Origin of the sequence: Kitasatospora sp. NPDC087314 (assembly GCF_044744365.1) — a bacterium.
Taxonomy (GTDB): domain Bacteria; phylum Actinomycetota; class Actinomycetes; order Streptomycetales; family Streptomycetaceae; genus Kitasatospora.
Window position 1 is genome coordinate 104,339 of record NZ_JBIUYE010000014.1, and the last position, 22,069, is coordinate 126,407.

A 22,069-nucleotide genomic window follows, 5' to 3' on the forward strand; every position below is an offset into this window, starting at 1 on the left:
AGCATCCATTTGCCCGCCCCGAGACCCCGACACCAGCTCACTCCACAGTGAGCAGGCCGAGGAGGAAGGGCGGGGCCATCAGGCGCATTGCCTCGCGGCCATCGTCGTCGGTGGTCACGAGCGTGGTGTTGAACGCGTCGGCTGCCATGATCAGTTGCACCGCAGCAAGCGCCTGCTCCCCCGGGGTCGGGTTGGGCTCGGACAGACCATCCAGCAGGTATACCCGATTGGCTCCGGTGATCATGTCGATCGACCAGCCGGAGGTGGCCTGAGCCACTTGGCCGGCGGATAGCTCAGCCTCGACAGCCGCGCAGGTGGTCTCGGCCCAACCCGGGATCTCGCCAGCCGCTGACCAGGCTGCCCGTAGCCGCTCGATCGGGGTCTCCCGGGCCACGGTGTAGAGGTGGTTGGCGAGGCTGTCAGCGGGTACCCCAGGAAGCTGGTGCAGCGGCGTGGCTGAGAGGGCCGCCAGCGGGTCGCGGGGGTCGGTCTCCAGAAGGTGGGCAGTCCACTGTGGGGTGCCTTCGGCGACGAAGCCACGGGCGGCCCGAGCGAGCGTGTCGGTGGTCATTTCGCCGGGGCCGGCCATGGCCGCGATCACCGAGTGGAACAGCATGCCGGTCCTGCCCAGCGGCTCGGCCTCGGCTGCGCCCGGGTCGAGCTCGGCAGCGAACTGCCACCCCGAGGCGAGGCCGGGCTGTGCCCGCACCTGTCGGTCGATCGCCTGGATGCGGCGCTGTGCGGCGCTCAGTCGGCGCGCCCGGGTGCCGGCCACGGCAGCGGCACCGTCGTACACCCACTCCTGGAGGTCGCCGCTCTGCGGCAGCGATCCGAACCCGCGGCGAAGCTGCTCGGCTAGATGGTGCGCAGGGCGGGCGAAGGCGCGGCGGATGGTCTCCTCGGGCACAGGCAGGCCGGCGCCGAAGGCCCGGAGGGCGAGGTACCTCCGGTCGGTGCCCGGCCGCCGGTTGCGGGCCAGCCAGACGACCAGATCCACCAGCCCGTCATCGGCCGTCGAAGAGCTGCCACCTGAGGGGCGGCCTGGGTAGTCCCGCCGGTGAAAGGGCAACAGCGGGTCCGGACGGCTGCGCCAGCGTTCGAGGTGGCGCGCCGTCACCTGGGCGCCGCGCTGGGCCGCGAGGTCGATCAGCCGCTGGTCGGCGGGACTGGGGGAGGTTCTGGTCATGCGCCGAACGTAGTGCCGCGCCTCGGTCTGCGGCGGCGCTCCGGCGAATACCGAGCAGCTCGAACCGGGAGGTGTAGGGTCCGCTGCTCACCCGTCGTAGACCCCCCGAGGTGCTCCCGCTTTGGGCGGACCGCTCCTTGCTCTGATGGGGGCGAGAGGCCGGAGAGGCCGGCTGGGAGAGCGTCAACGCGCTTATTGAGGAGCAGAAATGGCAGACGAGCCGATTGGGGCGGGTGGAGCTGCTGCCGGGCACCCGGCACGCAAGCGGACGGCGGCTAGGGCACAGCGCTGGCGGTATGCGCGGCTGGTTGGCGTCAGTGTCGTGCGGGGCGCGGCGTCGGCCGCAGGTGCGGCGGTGGTCAGCGGCGTGCTGTGGTGGGTGCACGGCAGGTAGAAGGGGGGCCGGAGCGGATCCGCTCCGGCCCCCCTTCGGGCATCGAATTGGAGGGGTTGCTACGCCACGATGACCTCGGATCCGAGTTGGTCGTCGTCTTCGGGAGTGCCGGTGGTGTGCATCTGGAAGGCCTGCTCCAGTGCTTGTTCGAAAGCGCTCTTCACTGCGGCCTCGTCGGTGCCGCGTGCGACGACTTCGATGGTGCCTCGCAGGCCGTGCCGCAGCTGCACGGAGCTGACGGCGGCCTGGTCGGTGTACAGGTCACGCTCGAACTCGAAGCACGGCTGGTTGACGAGGGGCAGCTGGTAGACCACCTCACCGGAGCGCCGGTCGACGCCGGCCACGGCGGAGTGGATCTGCTGGTGCCGGGGCTGCCGCTCCCACAGCACTCCCCGGCCGGACCAGCGGGTGCGCTTCTTCGGCACCGTTGCGGGGCGTTCCCTCAGCCCGGGGTAGCCGTGGGCTAGCAGCTCGTTCCACAGGTCCACGATGGCGTGCGCGTCCTCGGCGTTGGTCATGGCGACCTCGATCCCGCCGAGGACCAGCAGGTACACGAGCGGGGCGCTGGCGCTCTTGCGGGACTTCACCGGGACGAGAGCGGCGGCCTTCTCGGCGTTCTCGCGGTCGAGGGAGGGCAGCACGGAGGTGTAGGTGTCGGCGGTCAGCACGTACGTGGCGTGGCCGAGTACCTCCTGCACGACCTTGAGGTCCGCGCCCGCGCCGAGCAGCAGGGTGGCTGCGAGGTGCCGCAGGTCGTGCAGCCGTACGGGCGGCAGGCCCAGCTTGTTGCACAGCAGCTCGAACCGGTCGGTGAGGTAGTCCGGATTGATCTCGGTGCCGTCCTCGCGGACGAACACCTTGTCGGTGACCGGCCACGGCCGTCCGGCTTCGACGGCGTCGCGGCGGGCCTCGGCCATCCGGTCGCGGTGGTCGCGCAGCTCCTGGAGGGTGTGGCTGTCGAGCGCGAGCGTGCGCTTGCTGTCCTGCTTCGGGTCCTTTCCGAGGGGCTTGCCCTTCACCGTGACTACCTGCCAGTCGACGGTGATGACCGCCGCCTCGAGGTTGGCCTTCGGCCACTCGAAGCCGGCGCCCTCGCCCCGGCGCAACCCTCGGAAGATCGCCAGGTGCCAGAACGCCCGCAGCCAGTCGTGCTCGATGCCGTCGAGGAACTGGCCGGCCTGTTCGGGGGTCCACACCATGACCTTCGACGGCTTCTCGCCGGTGCGCCGCCATTCCTCGACGCGCTCCGGCGTCCACAACAAGGCCTTCGGCCGCTTGCCGGAGGGCAGGTCGACCAGGCTCGCCCAGTTCCGGCTGACCTGGCCCTTCTTGACCGCCGCCGTGAGGGCGGAGCGCAGGGTGGCGCGGATGCGCTGCATGGTCGCGGGCGCGACGATCCGCATCTGGGCGTGGGGCTCGCGCTTGGGTATCTCCGGAGGCGGCACCTCGGGCGGCGGGGCGTTCCTCTTCGGCCGGCCCGGCTTGCGCCCGTACAGGGCCTTCCACTCGGCGTACTCGGCGCGGGCTTTGGCGATGAGAGCGAGCTCGTACGCGATGATGGTGTTGCGGGCCTGGATCGCGTCGAACATGTCGGCGATCGGCTCTGCCGTCAGGTCTTCCAGCTTGATGTGGCCGAGTGCGGGGATCAGGTAGATCCGGATGTGGCTCTCGTACGAGCTGACGGTCGTCGGTTCCAGGGTCTTGCGCTGCTCCAGCCACTTCGTCAGGTACTGGGCGACGGTGGTGCGGTGGTCGATCACCTCGCCGCGGTCCACCTTGCCGATCGCCTTCTTCAAGGCGACCAGGGCAGCGTCCTTGTCCGCGTACCCGCCCTTGCGGTCCCGGTTGGGCTTGCCGTCGGGGCCGGGCTTCAGCCTGAGGTAGTACCACCACGTGCCGTGGGCCTTCTTGCCCTTGAGGCGCGGGCACCCGGAGCCGAGCTCGCGCATCTTGGGCTTGCCCTGGGCGTCCAGGACGGGCTGCCTGTTCTCATCGAGGACGGGTTCGCGGCAGGTGCAGCGGCGGTACACCGACCCGGGGCTGTCATTCTTCGATTCGCGCTCGCTCATCTTTCTCAATCGGCGCTCAGGCCCCGCTGGTTGGGGCGGCGGTCAGATCACGCCCACAGTCACCGGAGCCGTGCTGGTCAGGGCACAGGTCGGTGTGGTCGTGGGGGAGTTGGCCGTGACCGTACGGTCGGAGGCCTGGTTGGGTCGCGCCGAGGCTGGACGGGGTCAGCCGTGCGACCGCCGATATGGACGGGCGTGGACCGAGATGGACGGAGGAGAGGCCGGCGCGCCGTCGCCGCATGGTCGCGGGCGGCTGGCCCGGACGGGGTGGAAGCCTTCGGCAAGGCCGCCATTCGCGGCGCGCATGGGAGCTGACCTGCACGGATGTGGCCTTCGGTGTACCGGCGCAGCCGGTGGGGCACACACTGGGACTGCCCGCACCGGCTGTGGACGGCGGGACGGTAGGGCCCGGCGCGGGCCAAGGTGCGGGCATGACGACGAGCCCCGTTCCCGCCCTTCCCGACCCCCAGGTCCAGCCGACGATGACCGTGCCCGAGGCCGGCCGGCTCTTCGGCCTCGAGCGCGCCGCCAGCTACAACGCTGCCCGGCGCGGCGACATCCCGACGATCACTGTCGGCCGTCGCGTGCTCGTGCCGACCGCGAAGCTGCGTGTCCTGCTGGGCCTCGACGCCCAGGCCGCCGACACGGCCGCCTGAGCCTCCCCCCAATCTCGCCCCGACCGCCGTGCCGGCCTGCGGACCCGGCACCCCACCTTGGTAGGAGACCACCGGCATGCCCTGGTTCGCCGTCGGCGACAGCTCGGACGACCACCCCAAGATCCTCGCGGCAGGCAACGCCGCCACCGGGTTGTGGGTGCGCTGCGGCGCCTACGCGAGCGCCCACCTGACCGACGGCGTGATCCCCGCCGCGGTCGCCGTGAAGAACGGCACCGCCACGCAGATCGCCAAGCTTCTCGCCTCTGGGCTGTGGCACGAGGCCGGGCACGCGTGCACGCGCTGTCCTCAGCCCCGGCGCGGCGACTACGTGATGCACGGCTACCTGGATGCCAACCCGAGCCGGCGCCAGGTCCAGGAGCGGCGTCGGCGCGCGGCGGAGAAGAAGCGCCAGCAGCGCAACCCGCCGCCGGACGGCGACGGTTCCGCCGACGATCCGGGACCAGACTGTGCCCCGTCCGGGGAGGACTGCGCAGGCCAGCCACCCGCGTCCCCGGGGGACGTTCCGCGTCCTCGTGCGCGCCCGGCCCCTCCCCGCCCCTCCCGCAGGGAGGGGGCTGGTGTGGGTGGGGAAGGTGCAGGTGGGTGGGGGCCGGCAGCGCGCCGGCACCCCCTGCCCGACGGCTTTTGGCCGGACGCTGCGGCGCTAGCGTGGGCGGCGGCCGACGGCCATCTGGACCGCCTCGGCGGCCCTGCCGGGCTGGCGGCCGTGACAGCGGCGTTCACGGACTGGCACCGCGGCCGCGCCACCCTCGGCGTGGACTGGCAGGCCATGTGGCGCAAGTGGGTGCGTGAGCAGCGGGAGCAGCCCGGACGTCCTTCGCCTGACCGCCCGGCCGGGCCCGGCCGCCGAACTGCGGCCCGCCGAAGGCCCGCACCTGCGGCGCAGGTGAGCGTCGCGGACCGGCTTGCCTCGATCGAGACCGCGATCGCACAGGACCAGGACGCCGAGCCCGCCACCGACCGGCCGTTGACGCTGCTGCCCGGAGCGCCGGCTGCCGGGGCCCGGCCCGGAGGTACGGCACCGATGCCGGGGCAGCGGCCGCTGATGGCCGCGCTGCCCGGAGGACGCGCGGCTGATCCCGACCCGCTGGAGGTGCTGGATGCGATCGCCGACCACGGCCAGGCCCACGCCGTCGCCCTGTTCGGCTGGCGGCCGGTGGCGGCGCTTCTCGGCGGCGACACCGCGGCAGCCGGAGAAGCGTGAGCATGTTGCCGAAGCGAGCCCTCGCCCGGTGCCGCCGGTGCGGCACGGCCGTGCACTGGACGATCACCGCCGCCGGCGCGCGGCTGGCCGTGGACGCGAACCCGTGCGTGCTCGGCAACACCGCGGTCTACCGCGACGGGACCGGCACCATCCGCTCGCGCCGACCGAACGCGGAACTGCCGCTGCTGCCGTACGAGCGGCTGCACCTGCCGCATGCGGCCACATGCATTGCGCGGCCCCTGGAGAGCAACCCTTCGCGCCGTCGCGCGTCTTGACGGTGTGAGGCCGAACCAGCCCGCTAGTCCAGCAGGCTGGTTGAGATCAGATTGACGGAGGAAGGGCGCGTGGCACAGGAGTACGAGACGGTGCTGGCAGCGCTGCGCCGTTGGGGGAACGTCCGGCCGACCGAGGGCGGCTGGCTGGCGCGCTGCCCGGCGCACGACGACCGGCAAGGCTCCCTGCTGGTGCTCGCGGCCGGGGACGGCCGAGTGGAACTGGACTGCCTGGCCGACGGGTGCGAGACGCAGGACATCGCGGGGGCGCTGCGGCTGGGCCCGGAGTACGTGGTGGTCGCGCCGCCGGCGTTCGATGACGGCCCCGGCTGGATTTGGCCCGGCTATGTGCCGTCGGCGGGCCTGAGTCTGATCGACGGCGAGGACGGTGTGAGCGCCTTGGCGGTGGCCTTGGACGTCGCGGTGCGGGCGGCGACGGCGGTGGCCCTGCCCGACGGGCAGCAGCCCCAGGCGGCGCGCACAGTGCTGGTGCTCGCATCGCCGCAGACGGCCGACCGGACGGCGGAACTCCTGGCGGCCTGCGGGCCGGGCAGCGAGCGGGTCGAGGTGGCCCCCGTGCTGGGTGGCCGCGGTGGGCAGCGAGGGCTGCGCCTGCCCGGCGACGCGGACGAGATGGAGCGTCTCCTGCGCGAGCGTCGGCCCGACCTGGTGGTGGTGGACCTCATGACGATCTGTCCGTACCGGGTACCCGTCGAGAGGGCGGTGCGGGTGCTCGCGGAACTCGCGCAGCGCGTCGGCACGGCGGTCCTGGTGGTCCGGGACGCCTCGAAGCGCGCGGGCTGGTCGTCCTCACGGCGGGCGCAGGAGGCGTCGCGGTCCTCGCACACGGCCGCGGTGCACATGGCTGTTCACGGTGTGGACGGGGCGATGGCGCTGGTGCCGGTGTTCACCAGCGGGTGGGCGGTCATGGGCGGCTTGCAGTTCCGCCAGGCGGGCCGGACCCGGCCCGTGGTGTGGAGCAGCCGCTCCGCGCGCGGCCGCGATGAGGTGATGACCGGCGCGGACCTGTCGCGGCGGCGCCCGGCGAGCACCAGCGCCTACAGGCTCCTGGCCCGCATGCTGGCGGCCGGCCCGGCGCCGACCCGGGACGTGCTGGCGGCGGCTGCGGCCGTCGGGCTCGCCCCGCGAACGGTGCAGCGGGCGCGGCGCCAGCTTGGGGTGGTGGCGTCGAAGACAGCGAGCGGCTGGGTGCTGTCCCTGCCGGACCGGGGCTCCTCGGGCAGAGGAGCCCCGGTCTCAGATCAGTGAGTCGGCTGAGGGCCGCGCGGGGTGCTCGGGGTCGGGGAGGGGGCCGAGGTCGGGAGCAGGGTGGTGATGGCGGTCGGGCCCGGGGCGGGGGCTGTGACTGTCGGGGCGGTCACGATCTGCGTGGCCGTGATGGTCACGGTGACGGTCGGGGCGGGCTCGGTGATCGTGACCGCCGGGGCGGTGACGGTGACCGTGGCAGGCGTCTCGGGCAGGGTGACGGCGGCTGGGCTCGGGGCGTCGGAGGGAACGGGGCAGACGGCCGCCGGGGAGACGGCGGCTTCCGGGGCCACGGTGGGGGCCGTCGGGGCGGTGGCGGGCATCGGCTGTGCCGGGGCGGGGCTGATGGTCACGGCCGCCGGGTTGGCCGGGGCGGCGGTCGGGCGGGTGCTGATGACCATGCCGGTGGTGAAGGCGGTGGTGATGGCGAAGGCGACTGCCGCGTGCCGGGCGGTGATTCGGGTGGTCGGGGCCATGGTTGGTCTCCTTGAGGTTGGGCCGGGGGTTCGCGGTCCCCGGCTGGCGGTACCAGCCTCGCAGAGAAGTTGACTCAGGTCTATAAAAAAGAGCAAAGTAAAATTTCTCGCGAACCCCTCGGCGCGACACCCGAAAGCAGGTCAGGCACCGTGGCCTGCCGACCGACACGAACGGGAGGATCACGTGACCAAGCCGCTGCCCGCGCTGCCGGCGCCCCGCCCCGGCAGGCTTGGCCGCCGCCTCTACGCCGACCTCGCCGTCACGACCCCCGCGATCCGCCGGCGCTTCTACGGGACCCTCGACGCCGCCGACTGGGCGCAGGTCCTTGCGGCGGCCAACGCCGAGGCCGGCACCCCCTACGCCCTGTGGGCCGACGACCCGGTCGGGTTCGTTGAAGACGTCCTCGGCGAAAGCCAGTGGAGCCGCCAGCGGGACATCCTCGAAGCCCTCGTCGGCCACCGCCGGGTCGCCGTCCCCTCGTGCTTCGGATCCGGCAAGACCCACATCGCCGCCCGGGCCGCCGTCTGGTCCTCCGTCGTCCACCCCCCAGGTACGGCCCTGACCGTCACCACTGCCACCCGGGCCCGCCAAGTCCAGCGGCAGATGTGGCCCCATATCCGCCAGATCGTCGCCCGCGCGGGACTGCCCGGCGAGGTCGGCGTCACCCAGTGGAAGATGCCCGACCATCACGGTTCGGACGTCGTCGTGGCGTACGGCTTCAGCGCCCCCGACCACGACGAGTCCGCCGTCCAGGGCATCCACGCACCCCGCCTGATGTTCATCGTGGACGAGGCCGGCGGCATCGGCCGGGTCATCGGCGCCGCCATGCGCGGTGCCCTCACCGGCGAACACACCCGCGCGCTGCTCATCGGCAACCCGCCCACCGACGACGAGGGCAGCTGGTTCGAGCAGACCTGTGCCGACCCTGGGGTGCACGTCCTACCCATCAGCGTCTACGACACCCCGCTGCTGTCCGGGGAGCGGACTCGGCGCTGCCGCGCCTGCCCGCCCCAGACCCCCGTCCACCTGCTCGCCTCCCACCTCGTGGACCCGCAGTGGGTCGAGGACACCATCCGCGACCACGGTGAGGACGCGCCGTTCGTCGCCGCGAAGGTGCACGCCCGCTTCCCCCGGGGCGGCCAGGCCCGAGCCATCCCCTCCTCCTGGGTGGAGCGTGCCAGCGACACTCCGGAGCCGGACGGCCCGGACTTCACGCCCCTCAACGCCCTCGGCCTCGATGGCGAGACGAGCTGCCACCGGATCAAGCGCGGCGCGTGGGTGCGACTCGGGGTAGACGTGGCGGCGGGCGGCGGTGACGAGTTCGCGATCGCCCGATCCGTCGGCGACCTCATAGAACTGCGCCATGCAGCCGCTGGGCAGGACAACGCCGACCCGGTGGTCGTTGCCGGGGTCGTCCTGCGCGAGATCGAGGCCGCCCAGCGGCTTGCCGACGCGATCGGCAGCACCACGCCGGTGCGCGTCAAGATCGACGGCGTCGGCGTCGGCTGGGGCGTCGCCGGCCTGCTGGAGGCCTGGCGGCGTGAAGGCCGCCACCGCGGGGAGATCGTCACGGTGATCGCCAGCGAGGGCACCGGCCGCGAAGACGAGGCCGCGACGCTGCGCCCCTCCAGCAAGCGGGACGAGATGTGGCTGGCGATGAGGGCGCTGCTTGCCCCGCACGGTCACGGCTCGTTGAGACTGCGCATCGACCGTCGTACCCAGGCCCAGCTGTCCGCGCCCAAGATGGCGACCGACTCCAGCGGGCGCACCGTCATCGAATCCAAGCGCTCGATGCAGCGGCGCGGGGTCCGCTCGCCGGACCGTGCCGAGGCCGTCCTGCTTGCGCCCTACGAGCCGCAGACCGGCCGCCGTCGTGTTCGCATGATCGTCTGACGGAAAGTCAGAGAATCCCCTGCTGTCGGGAATCGTCGAGGAAATATGCATGCAATGCATATCTCAAGTATTCATGTTGACAGGGGAGATGATCGAGGGTTTGGATGGCGTATCCACCGGGGCGAATCAGCCATGCCAAGCAGGGGGGTCCTGATCCTTGGCATGGGCGCGCTCGGTGCTGCCATGCCGAGGGGGGAGAATGCCAGTGCTGGAGCATCTCATCGGGATGCATGAATTGGGACTCAGGGAATTCCCAGGAACAGCTCCGGGTGCCCTCGCTCGCATGATTAATTCCGTCGTGCCCATCCACCTCGGCGACCACGTCCGCCCTGGCAGCCTGACCGACGCCCTCGCTGTAGCCAACCTAGACGACTGGGCTGACAGCGACCCGCCCTACGAACAACTCACCGCCCGCGCAGCCCACGCCGGCATCGCGGCCCTCGCCGTCGTCTCCGCCACCGGCCACATCCCACCCGAACTGGTGCACTCCATGGAGCGCCTGCGCGTCCCGCTCCTCACCCTGCCCAGCCGCACATCCTGGACCGACATCGCCGAGGCCGTGACGCGCGAGCGGCTGCACGACCTGCGCCGGGCGATCGACTGGCGCGACCAGCTGCTCGGACACCTCCGGCCCTCCCCTGATGCGCTCCACCTGGCTCGGATCGTGCGCTGGATCGCCGCTGAGCACACAGCCCGTGTCGCACTCGTCGGCGCAGACGGAGCACTCGTCGCCACCGCGCCACAACACTCCGCCCACAAGCTCACTGCCATCGCCGACAAGATCGAAGAGGTCGCGGCCGGCGGCTTCGATGCGGCCGCGTTCGGGAACGGCGACGACGAGATCCGCCTCGTCGCCGTCGGCAGCACCAGGCCCCGAGCCGTCCTCGCCGTCGCCCGGGAATCGCCCTTCGACCGCACTCTCACCCAGGTGATCAGCCGCGCCGCCGACCTGCTCGCGCTCCACCTCAACGTGGCCGATGCCGAGTCCACCATCCACAACCAGCAGGCCACCGCGTCCGCGCTGCACGTCGCCATCCTCCAGCTCCTGATGACCGGCGAGGTCTTCAAGGCCCGGCGCACCGCCGCCAGCCTCCACCCCGGCCTCCTCGACCAGGACAATGCGCGCGTCTACCTGGTGGAGAGCCACCCGCAGGAACGCGACGACCTCCACGAGGAGTGCTGGCGAGCCGCCAACGGTGCCGCGCTCGTCGTCAGGTGCCCGGTCTACGACTCGCACCTGATCCTCGTCGTTCCGCAGCCCAGCACCGGCAGCGGCACCTGGGACGACGTAGGTGAAAAGCTGCACGCCTTGGTCGCCCACCACCCCCAGTGCTACCTCGGGGGCAGCCCGGTCCGCCACATCGCCGAGACCGCCCAGTCCTACCGGCACGCCCTGCGTGCGCTCGCCAACGCCCGGCTCGGCCGCAGCAGGACGGCGATGTACACCGAGCAGGCGCACCTGCCGGAACTGCTCAACCGGCTCTACCCAGGCTGGGCCACCGCCGTCCTCCGCCCCCTCCTCGGGCAGCGCGCGACGGCGGACAGGGACGTGCTCATCCAGGCTCTCAACCTCACCCTGCAGTCCTCCGTGCGGGCAGCAGCCGAACTCACCGGAGCACACCGCAACACCATCACGAACAGGGTGCGCTCCGCGGCCGGCATCCTCGGTGTCGATCTCGACAGCATCCGCGACCGTGCTGTGACCGCGCTCGCGTTGGAGGCCGTGCTCATGGACGAGCGCTGCGGTGAAGCGTCGCACGTCGGACCCGCCGACCTCCAGACCTACCTTGCCAGTCCGGAGGTCGGAGTCTGGGTGCGGGAGTTCCTGTACCCGCTGTCGGAAGAGCTGCGACGGACCCTCAAGGAGTGGGTGCTCTCCAACGGCGACACCGCGGGCGCGGCTCAAGCTCTCGGCGTCCACGCGCAGACCGTCCGCAAGCGCCTGCGCACGGCGACGAGGCTGCTCCAGCGGGACCTGCTCGCCCAGTCCGCCGACGCACACGACGTCGTTCTGGCGATCGCTGTGCAGTTCGGCATCCGGCTGCCGCTGCCCGCCCGTTAGGTCCAAGGGGCCGTCCGCGCCGCAGGGCGTGTCCGCCCGGGCATGCCTGACACAGGCGGTTGTCGAGTCAATGCTCACTGTGTCCGATGTGCAACGGTGATACCTGGCTTGTGCATTGAGCAGATTCCCAGCAGAGCGCACACCATCTATGGTCGATCAAGGGGGAATCCCCAATCTGCAACTCGCAAAATGGAGGGGACACTTGCGAACTCTTGCCGTGCTGGGGTCGAACTCCCACGCAAATCAGACCGCCGGCAGGCTTGCCACCGCGAACTACTCGGTCCGCGCCTGGGGCACCACGGACACCGACAGCGCCTGCCGTCGACCCATCACCTACCCGACGCCCCGAAGTGCCGCTACCGGAGCTCAAGCGCTCCTCACTCTGATCGATGACATCGACGAACTCCGCGAGGTGCTCACCCACCCGGAGGCCGGTGCTCTCGACGCCCTGGAGCCCGGAGCCTGGTGGCTCAACCTCACGCCGGTAACCCCCAGCGCCAGCCGTGAACTTGGCGACCTTGCCCGTAGGTACGCCGTTGCCTACCAGCACACCCCGCTCCTCGGAGCGGACGGACACCTGGTCGTCATCGGTCCCGCAGCCGGCGACCGCTGCGCCCGTGCTGCCTGCGACGCCATTCTGGGGGCCATCGGAGCAGTGATTCACGCAGGCACCGAGGCCGCCCACCTTGCCGTCACCGCGCTGCCGCGGGTCGCGAATGCTGAGCCGGCACTCGCCGTCCTCGGCATGCAGGGCTGGGATATCGAGGCATCCATGCTGGAAGACGCGAGATCTGCCTACCAGCACTGACCACAGCGCCCCCTTAGGGCATCGCCTGAAGGCCACACGTGCGGACACCGTGCCGCGCCTGACGAACGACACGGGACCACCAGCGCCACGGGACCCGGGCAGAACAGGAAGCCGAACAACCGCTGCTTGCCAGCCGGCCCCACCCACAGGGCGCCCGCGGGCGAGGGGAGTGCAGCATGACCACCGACAGCACCAAGACCGACGACGCCGCCAGCAGCGACATCCACGAGTGGGTGATCGCCGCGTACGTCCCCGTGGACACGCAGGGCGCCGCCTACGCCCGCCGCCGCGGTGTCTACCGTGTCCCGGCCACGACCAAGATCCGCTCCGCAGACGTGATGTGCATCCGCTGCCGCAGGCCCTACGACGAGGTCTTCGAAGAGCCGTGCGCCGGCTCCGACCCGATGCTGCACGGAGGGCCCATCGGCACCCGTAAGCGCCGTCCCGCCCCCGAGTACCGTCACCAAGTCGCCGCGGCCGGGAACTTCCGCAAGCCCGACCCGGGAGACACGGGCAACCGGATGCGAGAGCAGCCGCCGGGACGCTAGGCACCGAAGTGCCTAGCCTGCCTGCCGTGACCATACCCAGCAGGCACCAGCCCCACCTGACGGACGACGTCGCGCGCCTGACCGTACGCCGGGCGCGCGACGTCGTCGCCGTCGTCCTGCTCGCACTCGGCACCATCGGCCTCAACGCGGCCGCCTACGCCACCGACCCGCGCCTCGGCCTCGCCTGCACCAGCCTGCTCGCACTCTCGGTCGCCGCCGTCCTCGGCCACCACAACGAGCAGTAGGAGAACGGATGCCCCGCCGCTGGTTCCCCACCCTGCGCCGCCCCGCGCCGGCCACGAAGTCCACCGCGGACTACACCCTCGGCTGGACGCCCGCGGGCGTCGACCGGGCCCGCCCGTGGTCCGTCGAACGTGCGGTGCGCGACGGCATGGAACGAGCGGTGTGGATCTACAAGGCGGTCGACACGATCTCCAACCACGCCGCCGACCGGCCGCTGCGGGTCCGCCCGCGCAGCGGCACCTCCGACGAGCCGCTTCCTCCCCACGACACGCACCCGCTGTACCGCGCCATGAACGTCAGGGCCAACCCTGCCGAGGGAGCGTGGACGTTCAAGAAGCGGGTCAGCATGCAACTGCTGCTCTCCAAGCGCGGGGTGTTCCTCGAGCCGACCTACTCGCGCGGCGGCGACCTGTTGCGAATCGACCTGCTGCCACCGGGCCGGACCCGGCCGGTGCCCTCCACCGGCAGCGACCTCATCTCCCACTTCGAGACCGTCACGATCACCGGCGAACTGCGCAACCTCGACGTCGACCAGGTGCGGTGGATCCGCAACCCCCACCCGCTCGACCCCTACAGCGGCATCACCCCACTGGAGGCCGCCGGCCTCAGCGCCGACCTTGACTTCTTCACCCGCCACTACAACCTGTCGTTCGTCAACAACGACGCCCGGCCCGGCGGAGTCATCGGCATCGACGGCGACATGGACGAAGCCGAACTACGCCTGCTGCGCGCCAGGTTCGGCACAGGGCCGTCCGCAGCCGGCTCATGGACCGTGCTGAACGGCGGCAACGTCACCGTCACGGACACCTCCGTCACACCCCGCGACATGGCGTACGAGACCGTCGCGGCGCTCTCCAAGGTCGAGCTGCTCGCCGCGTTCGGCGTCCCGGAGTCCCAACTCGGGAACGCGAGCGGCCGGACGTTCGACAACGCCCGCGCCGAGAAGACCACATTCTGGGAGATCACCATGCCGCCGCACCTGCGGCTGATCGCCGACGCCTTCCAGGACGACGCTGGCGACGACAACGAGGTCTACTTCGACACCTCCGACGTGGACGTGCTGCGCGAACCCCGCACCAAGCGCCTGGCCGAAGCCCGCGAAGAAGTCGCCGCCGGCGTCCGCTCGATCCGCTCCTACGCCGAACTCGCCGGATACGCCGACGATATTGACGACACCCCCGAGACCCGGGCCCTGTGGCTGGCCTCCGGCCGCACCGCCCTGCCCTCCCGCGCCGCCGACGCCCCCGCCCTCGACAGCACGACACCGCCTCCGACGCCGCCCACCGGCAAGACCCTGACGCCGACCCCCGACCTCCCGCTGGACGAGACCGCCGTCGACTCCCTCCACGGCCGCCTGGACGACGCCCTCCAGGTGCTCACCACCCGCTGGACCGAGCGGACCGTCGCCCGACTCAACTCCCCCCGACACCGCAAGGGCACCCGGCACTGGGATGACCGAGGCGACACCACCGCCCGCACCGGCACCAAGACCTTGCCCATCGACCAGGTGATCGACGTCGCCACCTGGCAGCAGGAGGCCGCCCAGGCCCTCCAGCCCCTCATCGACCAGGCCGCCACCACGGCGGCGACCGAGCTGCAAACGGCGATCGGCTCGACCATCACCGCCGTCGAGGTCTGGCCCACGCTCTCCCCGCTGCTAGCCACGTGGCTCGCCCGGCAGGCCCAGGCACTCGCCGACGACGTGGCCGACGCCGACAGGGAGGGCAAGAGCCTGGCGGGCATCGCCGAGGCCACCCGCGACTGGGGCCGCTCCCTCGCGAACTGGGCAAGCGTCAAGGCAGGCCACCTCGCCACCGCCACCGTTGAGAGCGCCCGCGACCAGGCCGCCGCCGCCAGCTCTCGCGCCGGTCTTGTCCGCCGCTGGGTAGCCCACGACGACGGCCGGGCCCGGCCCGACCACGACGCGGCCGACGGCCAGACCCAGCCCTACGGCAGTGCCTTCACCATCGGCGACGATCTGCTGCGCCACCCCGGAGACCCCAACGCCTCGCCCGGGCAGGCCGTCAACTGCCGTTGCCGCCTCGCCTGGAGGATCGAACGCTGACCGCCCGGCCCGGTCGAAGGATCGCGACCACCACGCCCATGCCCCCGTGTGAGGATGAAGCATGACCACCGGAACACCCCCCAGCGACCGGCAGCAGCTCAACGAGGACTGGCTGCGCAGCCGGCGCTGGGACATCCGCTACCCGAACGGCGAGCCCGTCACCACGCTCGACGGGCTCGCCCAGGTGCTTCGCGTCTCCAGGCAGGAGGCCGCCCGGCGAGTCCTGACCCAGCCGTTCGGCAAGGCCGCGCCGACCGGTCTGCGGAGAGAGGCAGAGGCGGTGTCTGCTGCAGAGGGCAGTCAGTAGCCGGGGATGTGCTCGTCACTTCACCCAGAGGACGGCCAGGTAGGCGGCACCGAGGGCGAGCGTGGCGCCAGCGGCGGCAGCGCCGCGCTCCATGGCTTCGGGGAAGGAGTGGGTGCGCCAGTAGCGGAGGCAGCCGCTGCCCAGGGCAACGACGAGGCTCGCCAGAGCGATGGTCACGAACACGAGGGCTCGCATGGCCTACCTTCCTGGAGAATTAGGAGAGTGTGGAAGTGCAAGTGCATCCCGCCAGTAGTGTTCAATCCGGAGGATTGAACACTACTGTACATGTGAGAGTCGAGGAGTGAACCCCCGTGGGTGACCAGAGCGGTCGGCAGCAGCTGAGCGATGCCCTCGCCAACCTGCTTGCTCGGTCACGGACGACCAAGTCGCAGGTGGCCAGCCGGGGGAACCTGTCCCGAACGACGGTCTCGGCTGCGTTCAGCCCAGACGGCCCGCTTCCGTCTGACCGGACCCTGGAAATGATCGCGGAAGCACTGCACGCCGACCCGGCTCCGCTGCGCAACCTCCTGGCGATCGCTCGCAACGAGGAAGCGGAGCAGCCGCGACCAGTCGAGGAGGCGAAGGCTCGGCCTCTGAGCCCGGCGTACCGTCTTACTCCGCCGCCAGCGGACCCGCGTCTTCGCGAGTACAGCTTCGACCCGCTGCGCCCCGAGAATCTGGTGCGCAGTGTGGCCGAAAGGTTCCGAACGCTCATGGTCAGCGACCTGGCGGAGGCTGCTTCATGGGCGCACGACGCAGGAATCTATGCGATCTACTACATCGGTGCGCACAGCCTCTACACGCCCATCTCCGGGAGCGTGATTCCGCTGTACGTGGGCGGCGTTCACGAAGGCCCGCGCGCGCGGCAGGGGGCGTACCTCAAGCGTCCAATGGTGAGTCAGCGACTCGACGAGCATTGCCGGACCCTCGCTCAAAGCCGCGACCTCGATCCGACGGACTTCGTGGTCCGCACGCTGTTCATCGATGACCTCTTCATCACTCCGGCGGTCGACCTGCTCACGGCCGAGTTCAAGCCTCTGTGGAACACCACCCTCGACGGATTCAGCCTCCGTAACCCCGGGCGGGGCAGGACCCAGCATGGTCGGCGACCGAAGTGGCACGAACTGCATGCCGGTCCTGATTCCTGGGCTGCCGAGATGCGATCGGACCGGAGTCCTCGGGAACTGGAGGACGAGGTTCGCCAGCACTTTGCTGCCTGGCTCCGCTGAGGTGGGCGTCTTCGCAATGACCGCGCCGAGACGCTAGGCAGCTCTCCTGCGATCGTGCCGACTCGACCGGAGCACAAGCACCAGGAGTCTGAGTGTCCCGCCCAGCAGTTCGTGAAGTGCGTCTGCGCCTACGTTGGAAGAACGAACCGTTCCGCGAGAACCTGCACCCCCGGGATGGCCTCGGCCGGTTCGCGCACGGTTCCGGCATGGGGCTGAACCCGCTGCTGGAACGCATCCGAGCGGCAGCGAGCCGGCCATCCCGGGCACCACGTTCCGAACCGAGCTTCGACGAGGAGCAGCACGGCCTCGTGTTCCGCGACGGACAGAGCGAGCGCGTCGCCAAGGCGTACAAGGCCAACGTGGTGGAAGGCATCGCCCGCGACCTGCGGGACATGCCGGACGAGACGCTGCTGCTGGAGTCCGACCGGGCCTGGCTCGACAAGGTGCGTTCTGGTGAGGTGCACGCGTACGAGGACCCGGCGACCGGCATCGCCAACTCCGTCTGGCCAGGCGACTCCCCGGCGGACGCCTCCTGGACGCATGTCGACGCGGACCGGGCACGCGGACTCTTGCGGCGCGACGCCGTCAACCAGGTGGTCGCCACCTGGGCGATGACGTCCAACGACGAAGACGCCCGGGCTCTCTCCGTCCAAGAGACCGCACGAGACGCCTTCGGGTTGCACCCGGTCGCCGACTGGCCCAGTACCGACCAGCTCGCGCGAGAGACCGCTGACCATCGGGCCGCCCTCGGAACCGGATACGCGGCCATGCTGGCGGCGATGTGGGACCGCACCCAGACCCACCTGGCGGAAGCCGACCTCGGCTCCCTGACCGTGTGGCGCGGCGTGGCCACCCCCGACGGGCGGCCACCCGCAGGCTGGACGGTTGACGGCAACACCCTCACCGACCCGCTGCTGCGCCCACTCTCCGCGTTCTCCCTCGACCCGGACCAGGCCTACGGCTTCGCGACTGCCGAAGGGCCCGGCATCGTGATGAGCGCGATCGTGCCCGCAAGCAGGGTGATCACGACGCCGGCGACGGGACTCGGCTGCCTGGACGAGTCGGAGGTCGTCATCCTGGCAGGCCCCGGCACCTGGCACTGGCAGCCCGCCGAGTAGCCCGCACCGCTCGGCGAGACACCACGCCCCGCCCGGTGCCACGCTGCCGCCGTCCCGATCCCCGGCAGAAGGCGGTGCGGTGCACGACCTTCCCACCGTCACCCTCCGGCTGCGTTGCAAGGACCGGCTCTGGGACGAGGCCCGGCACGCGCGCGACCTCCAAGGCCGCTTCGCCCACCACCCCGGTACCGGCCGAGTCGGCCTGCCGGGCACCCTCGCCGACGACCACGCCGTGAGCCAGGACGCCCTGCTCGGGAAGCGGCAGAGGTCCCCCGGCACCCTCAAGGCCGCCATGTGCGACTCGCTTGCCAAGAAGATGGGCAGCGTCCCCGACGAGCAGCTGCTGTCCGACCGCCAGCGCGACCGCCTCGCCAGGGTGCGAGCCGGAGACCTCGCCGCGTATCGCCCGGAGCCCGGGGCGAACGGCTACGCCGACTACGTCGAACAAGCGGACCTTGACAGCGGCACGCGCAGAGAACCGTGGGGCTACGTGAGGATGAGCGCCGAGGAGTACCGGGAATTCGCGCGCGCCGAGGCCGTCTCCCACCTCGTCGCCGGCTGGGCAGCGACCTCCAACGACCACGACGCGAACGCCCTCGCCCTCCAGGAGACCGCCCGCCAGGCATTCAACCTCGCCGACACCATGTCCTGGGACCACGGCGACGTTGACCTCGACGCCGAGACCGCCGACGCTCTGGCCGAAGACGGGCCCGTACTGCACGCCTTCCTCACCGCCATGTGGGAGACCACCCAGGCGCACTTCGCCGACCTCGGCGTCACCCACGTCACCGTCCACCGCGGCTTCACCGGCGGCTACGACGACACCCACGTCAGCGAGATCGACGGCCAGGGCACGGTCACGGACCTGCCGCTGCGCCCCCTCTCGTCGGCCACCACAGAGGAGCACATCGCCGCCGACTTCGCCACGCAGGGCGGAGAGGTCCACGGCTACACGATCAGCGGCGACATCCCGGTCACCCGCATCCTGGCCGTGCCCGGGACCGGCATCGGCTGCCTGGACGAGTCGGAGGTCGTCATCCTGGCAGGCCCCGGCGACTGGCACGTCCAGCAGGTGTACGCCGAGCCCGACGACGGCTGGTACGACGAGTAGACGAGACCCAAAACCCGCCGCGCGCCTACCGTGACCGCCACCAACCCAGCGAACCGGGAGCGACACGGTGGCACCGACCCCCAGCAGCACGCTGGACCACAAGCAGGCGGCCCTCGGCGTGCTGGAGACCGACGACGACCAGGGCACCTTCACCACGCTCGTGTCGATCACCGGGCTGCGCGACCACGACGGCGACGTGATCGAGCCCGGCGCCTACGCCCGCACCCTCACGGAGATCACGCCGAAGGGCGTGTGGTCACACGACTGGAACGTGTGGACCGCCCGCACCGAGCACACCGAGGAGCTGCTGCCCGGCGACCCCCGACTGCCCGCCGCCCTCCCGACCGGCCAGCCCTGGCCCGCCGAGGCCGGCGCGCTCCTCGTCAAGGGCCGCTGCAACCTGGCCACCCAGGCCGGGAAGGACATGTACGCCAACCTGCTGTTCTTCGGGGACCAGGTGCAGTGGTCGATCGGCTACCAGGTCCGGACGGCCAAACGAGCCAAGGGCGTTCGCCGCATCACCGACCTGGACCTGTACGAGTACAGCCCGGTGCTGTTCGGCGCGAACCCCTACACCTCCACCCTCGACCTCAAGCAGCACCCCGGCAAGGCCCGCGGGGTCCTGGCCGACACCCAGGTGGAACTGGCGCCTCTGGCCGGCACGCTGGAGGAGCGGATCGACGCGATCGCCTCCGCCGTGGAGCGGCGCCTGCATCCAGCCGAGGACGACCGCGTCGAGTACGGCACGGTGCAGGTCATCGGCACCTACCCGGACCGCGTCATCGCGACCGTGTGGAGGTACACCGAGGACGGTTTCGGCTCGACCAGCTGGGAGGTCCCGTACACGCTCTCCGGGGACGGCGTTCCGACCGTCGGCCAGCCCAGCCCCGTGCGCCTGGTCCTCGACGTCGAGGGCACCGGTCCCGACGCGGCCCTGGCCGCCCTGGCACCCGACGTCGAACGGGTCGCCTCCCAGATGAAGACCCTCGCAGACATCCAGCACAAGGCAGGCCGGGTCCTCTCCGGGGAGAACGCCGACCGTCTGGCCTCCGCCGTGCAGCACCTGGTCGCCGTGCTCACAGCCGCCGGCATCGACTGGCAGCCGTCCGAGCCGCCGGCTAACGAGGGCAAAGCCCTGGCCACGGCCGTGATCGAAGCGGGCGAGATCAGCGCGGCCCTCGCCCTGTTCGCGGACGCGCGGACCACCAGCTGACCAGCGGGTTTGTGATCACCCGCTTGTGCCGTAGAGTCGGGCCTACCGACGCGGGGTGGAGCAGCTCGGTAGCTCGCTGGGCTCATAACCCAGAGGTCGCAGGTTCAAATCCTGTCCCCGCTACCACGTACGTCGAAGGGGCGGACACACGATGTGTGTCCGCCCCTTCGACGTCCCAGCCCGTGGTCAGGCCGTCCGCACGGCGTTCAGGCGCCGTCGTACCTCGTTCTCTCCGAGCGTCGCCGCCACCAGGTGTAGGGCGGGGCTCCGGGTCGATCCGGTAAGCAGCACGCGGATGGCCTGCGACGCCTCCTTGATGGAGCCGGGGTACAGGCCGGGGTTCTGCTTGTAAGTCCTTGCGCTGTCGGCGAAGTTCAGCTCGGCGGCGACGGCGCGGATCTGGTCGAACCAGGCGTCACCGTCCTCCATGGGCTGGTAGCGGTCGAGCAGGCGCCGGCTGAGTTCCTGGACCGCGTCCGGGGCCAGGCCGCCGAACCGCGGATCGGCAGGATCGGTGACGGTAGCGAAGAGCTGCCGGAAGAAGAAGCCGTAGTGGGTGCGGAAGTCGGCCCACTTGCGGAGGTCCTTGCGCGGGTTGTCGAATCCGTCGCGCTCCACGGCGAGGGCCCGTAGCGCCAGGTCCTCGTCGTTCTCCAGCGCCTCGGCGAGCGGCAGGTCGTACGCCTTGGCCCACTCCTTGACGCGGTCCAGGATGGCCGGGCCGGGCAGGGCGGCGACGTGGTCGGCGCAGATGTCCTCCAGCTTCGCCAGGTTGATCAGCGCGCCCGTCACCCCGCACTCCTCCAGGCGCAGGGGCTCGCGCAGGGCCTGGTCGAGGGGCATCTCGGCGAGCCGGCCGTTGGCCAGGCCGCGCAGGTAGTACAGGACAGCCTCGGTCGGGTAGCCGGCCTGGGCGTAGTACTCGACGTCCGCTTCGGGGTCCTTGCGCTTACTGAGCTTGCGGCGCGTCTTGCCCTCCTGCTTCATCAGGGGGGCGATGTGGGCGTAGGGGATGCGGGGGAAGCCGAGGGCGTCGAAGAGCTGGTGGTGGACGGGGACGGAGGAGAGCCATTCGTCGCCGCGGATCACGATGGTGACGCCCATCAGGTGGTCGTCGACGGCGTGGGCGAGGTGGTAGGTGGGCAGGCGCAGCGGGCTGGCGGAGGTCTTGAGGATGACGGTGTCGGCGCGGTTGTCGTCCATCTCGATGGTGCCGCGGATGCGGTCGTGGAAGGTGGTGCGCTCGCCGGTGCCCGGGGAACGGAACCGCACGACGTACGGGACACCGGCGGTGAGCCGTTCACGGACCGCGTCGTCGCTGGCGTCACGCCATGGAGCCCACTGGCCGTAGTAGCCGCTGGGCACCTTCTTGGCGAGCTGGTCGGCGCGCAGGGCCTCGAGTTCGTCCTTCGTGGCGAAGCACGGGTAGGCCCGGCCCCGGCGCATCAGTTCGCGAACGTAGGTCTGGTAGATACGGGCGCGCCGGGACTGGGTGTAGGGCCCGTAGAGGCCGGTGTCGTCGGTCTCGTCGGAGGCGACGCCGAAGTGGCGGAAGGCGCGGTCGAAGCGGTCGACAGCGCCTTCGACCTCGCGGGCCTGGTCGGTGTCCTCGATGCGCACGAAGTAGGTGCCGCCGCTCTGGTGGGCGATGGCCGCGTCGATCGCGGCGACGTGGATGCCACCGATGTGCGCGTGGCCGGTGGGGCTGGGGCAGAACCGGGTGACCTCGGCACCGGCCGGCAGCTGGCGGGCGGGGTACTGCTGCTCCCAGAAGGCCGGCGCGGGCAGATCCGGGTCGAAGAGCGCGTCGATCTCGCTGGGGTTGAGCACAGGGGTCCTCCGGGTGCGGTGTGTTCTCGCCGTGACGGCGGCCGGGCGGCGGTTCGGTCGGTGCCGGCGGGCCGGGCCGCTGGCCCGCATGGTACGC

General features: G+C 71.2%; 20 protein-coding genes and 1 tRNA gene. 16 read left to right on the forward strand and 5 right to left on the reverse strand.

Going from position 1 to position 22,069, the window contains the following annotated elements:
* Positions 1-37: 37 nt before the first annotated feature.
* Together ACIO5E_RS28615 and xerC are read right to left on the reverse strand one after the other, a co-directional pair.
* Positions 38-1,186 carry a hypothetical protein gene (locus tag ACIO5E_RS28615; protein WP_400673209.1) on the reverse strand — a complete coding sequence of 383 codons (1,149 nt, stop codon included), beginning with the start codon at positions 1,184-1,186 and terminating at the stop codon, positions 38-40.
* Positions 1,187-1,639: 453 nt separating this feature from the next.
* The gene (gene xerC, locus ACIO5E_RS28620; RefSeq protein ID WP_400673211.1) at positions 1,640-3,649 is read right to left on the reverse strand and encodes a tyrosine recombinase XerC; all 2,010 of its coding nucleotides are present in this window, start codon (positions 3,647-3,649) and stop codon (positions 1,640-1,642) included.
* A 431-nt stretch (positions 3,650-4,080) separates the two neighbouring features.
* On the opposite strand from xerC, the gene ACIO5E_RS28625 reads away from it, so the two are divergent.
* From ACIO5E_RS28625 to ACIO5E_RS28640, 4 genes are all read left to right on the forward strand, one after another.
* Positions 4,081-4,305, forward strand: coding sequence for a hypothetical protein (locus ACIO5E_RS28625; protein ID WP_400673214.1), 225 nt, complete (start codon positions 4,081-4,083; stop codon positions 4,303-4,305).
* A gap of 76 nt (positions 4,306-4,381) precedes the next feature.
* A complete protein-coding gene (locus ACIO5E_RS28630) occupies positions 4,382-5,530 on the forward strand; it encodes a hypothetical protein (RefSeq protein ID WP_400673216.1) in 1,149 nt (382 codons plus the stop codon).
* 2 nt (positions 5,531-5,532) lie between these two features.
* The gene (locus ACIO5E_RS28635) at positions 5,533-5,805 is read left to right on the forward strand and encodes a hypothetical protein (protein ID WP_400673217.1); all 273 of its coding nucleotides are present in this window, start codon (positions 5,533-5,535) and stop codon (positions 5,803-5,805) included.
* 69 nt (positions 5,806-5,874) lie between these two features.
* Entirely contained in the window at positions 5,875-7,071 is a 1,197-nt protein-coding gene (locus ACIO5E_RS28640) for an AAA family ATPase (protein WP_400673219.1), read from the forward strand.
* Here the strand turns inward: ACIO5E_RS28640 and ACIO5E_RS28645 are convergent.
* Positions 7,065-7,544, reverse strand: a complete 480-nt coding sequence (locus ACIO5E_RS28645) for a hypothetical protein (protein WP_400673220.1) — start codon at positions 7,542-7,544, stop codon at positions 7,065-7,067. The two genes, ACIO5E_RS28640 and ACIO5E_RS28645, sit on opposite strands and share 7 nt — an antisense overlap.
* A 184-nt stretch (positions 7,545-7,728) precedes the next feature.
* On the opposite strand from ACIO5E_RS28645, the gene ACIO5E_RS28650 reads away from it, so the two are divergent.
* The 7 genes from ACIO5E_RS28650 (at position 7,729) to ACIO5E_RS28680 (ending at position 15,471) form a co-directional block, all read left to right on the forward strand.
* On the forward strand, positions 7,729-9,438 hold the full coding sequence (locus tag ACIO5E_RS28650) for a hypothetical protein (RefSeq protein ID WP_400673222.1): 1,710 nt from the start codon (positions 7,729-7,731) through the stop codon (positions 9,436-9,438).
* Between the two features lie 283 nt (positions 9,439-9,721).
* Entirely contained in the window at positions 9,722-11,500 is a 1,779-nt protein-coding gene (locus ACIO5E_RS28655; protein ID WP_400673224.1) for a helix-turn-helix domain-containing protein, read from the forward strand.
* A gap of 202 nt (positions 11,501-11,702) precedes the next feature.
* Positions 11,703-12,308 carry an NAD(P)-binding domain-containing protein gene (locus ACIO5E_RS28660; protein WP_400673226.1) on the forward strand — a complete coding sequence of 202 codons (606 nt, stop codon included), beginning with the start codon at positions 11,703-11,705 and terminating at the stop codon, positions 12,306-12,308.
* 176 nt (positions 12,309-12,484) lie between these two features.
* The gene (locus ACIO5E_RS28665; RefSeq protein ID WP_400673228.1) at positions 12,485-12,856 is read left to right on the forward strand and encodes a hypothetical protein; all 372 of its coding nucleotides are present in this window, start codon (positions 12,485-12,487) and stop codon (positions 12,854-12,856) included.
* Between the two features lie 26 nt (positions 12,857-12,882).
* Positions 12,883-13,101 (forward strand): hypothetical protein, encoded by a 219-nt coding sequence (locus tag ACIO5E_RS28670; RefSeq protein WP_400673230.1) that lies wholly within the window; start codon positions 12,883-12,885, stop codon positions 13,099-13,101.
* An 8-nt stretch (positions 13,102-13,109) separates the two neighbouring features.
* Positions 13,110-15,164: a phage portal protein gene (locus ACIO5E_RS28675; RefSeq protein ID WP_400673233.1), complete on the forward strand. Its 2,055-nt coding sequence runs from the start codon at positions 13,110-13,112 to the stop codon at positions 15,162-15,164.
* A gap of 61 nt (positions 15,165-15,225) precedes the next feature.
* Complete coding sequence (locus tag ACIO5E_RS28680) at positions 15,226-15,471, forward strand: hypothetical protein (RefSeq protein ID WP_400673235.1); 246 nt, start codon at positions 15,226-15,228, stop codon at positions 15,469-15,471.
* A 15-nt stretch (positions 15,472-15,486) separates the two neighbouring features.
* On the opposite strand, the gene ACIO5E_RS28685 is transcribed toward ACIO5E_RS28680, so the two are convergent.
* Positions 15,487-15,666, reverse strand: coding sequence for a hypothetical protein (locus ACIO5E_RS28685; RefSeq protein WP_400673238.1), 180 nt, complete (start codon positions 15,664-15,666; stop codon positions 15,487-15,489).
* A 116-nt stretch (positions 15,667-15,782) separates the two neighbouring features.
* On the opposite strand from ACIO5E_RS28685, the gene ACIO5E_RS28690 reads away from it, so the two are divergent.
* The 5 genes from ACIO5E_RS28690 (at position 15,783) to ACIO5E_RS28710 (ending at position 20,268) form a co-directional block, all read left to right on the forward strand.
* Positions 15,783-16,700 carry an Eco29kI family restriction endonuclease gene (locus tag ACIO5E_RS28690; RefSeq protein WP_400673240.1) on the forward strand — a complete coding sequence of 306 codons (918 nt, stop codon included), beginning with the start codon at positions 15,783-15,785 and terminating at the stop codon, positions 16,698-16,700.
* A gap of 206 nt (positions 16,701-16,906) precedes the next feature.
* Positions 16,907-17,818 carry a hypothetical protein gene (locus ACIO5E_RS28695; protein WP_400673242.1) on the forward strand — a complete coding sequence of 304 codons (912 nt, stop codon included), beginning with the start codon at positions 16,907-16,909 and terminating at the stop codon, positions 17,816-17,818.
* Between the two features lie 79 nt (positions 17,819-17,897).
* Positions 17,898-18,929, forward strand: coding sequence for a hypothetical protein (locus tag ACIO5E_RS28700; RefSeq protein WP_400673244.1), 1,032 nt, complete (start codon positions 17,898-17,900; stop codon positions 18,927-18,929).
* 67 nt (positions 18,930-18,996) lie between these two features.
* Complete coding sequence (locus ACIO5E_RS28705) at positions 18,997-20,142, forward strand: HK97 family phage prohead protease (protein WP_400673246.1); 1,146 nt, start codon at positions 18,997-18,999, stop codon at positions 20,140-20,142.
* A gap of 49 nt (positions 20,143-20,191) precedes the next feature.
* A tRNA-Met gene (locus ACIO5E_RS28710) sits at positions 20,192-20,268 on the forward strand.
* 60 nt (positions 20,269-20,328) lie between these two features.
* Here the strand turns inward: ACIO5E_RS28710 and ACIO5E_RS28715 are convergent.
* A complete protein-coding gene (locus ACIO5E_RS28715; protein WP_400673248.1) occupies positions 20,329-21,972 on the reverse strand; it encodes a glutamate--tRNA ligase in 1,644 nt (547 codons plus the stop codon).
* Between the last annotated feature and the right edge of the window lie 97 nt (positions 21,973-22,069).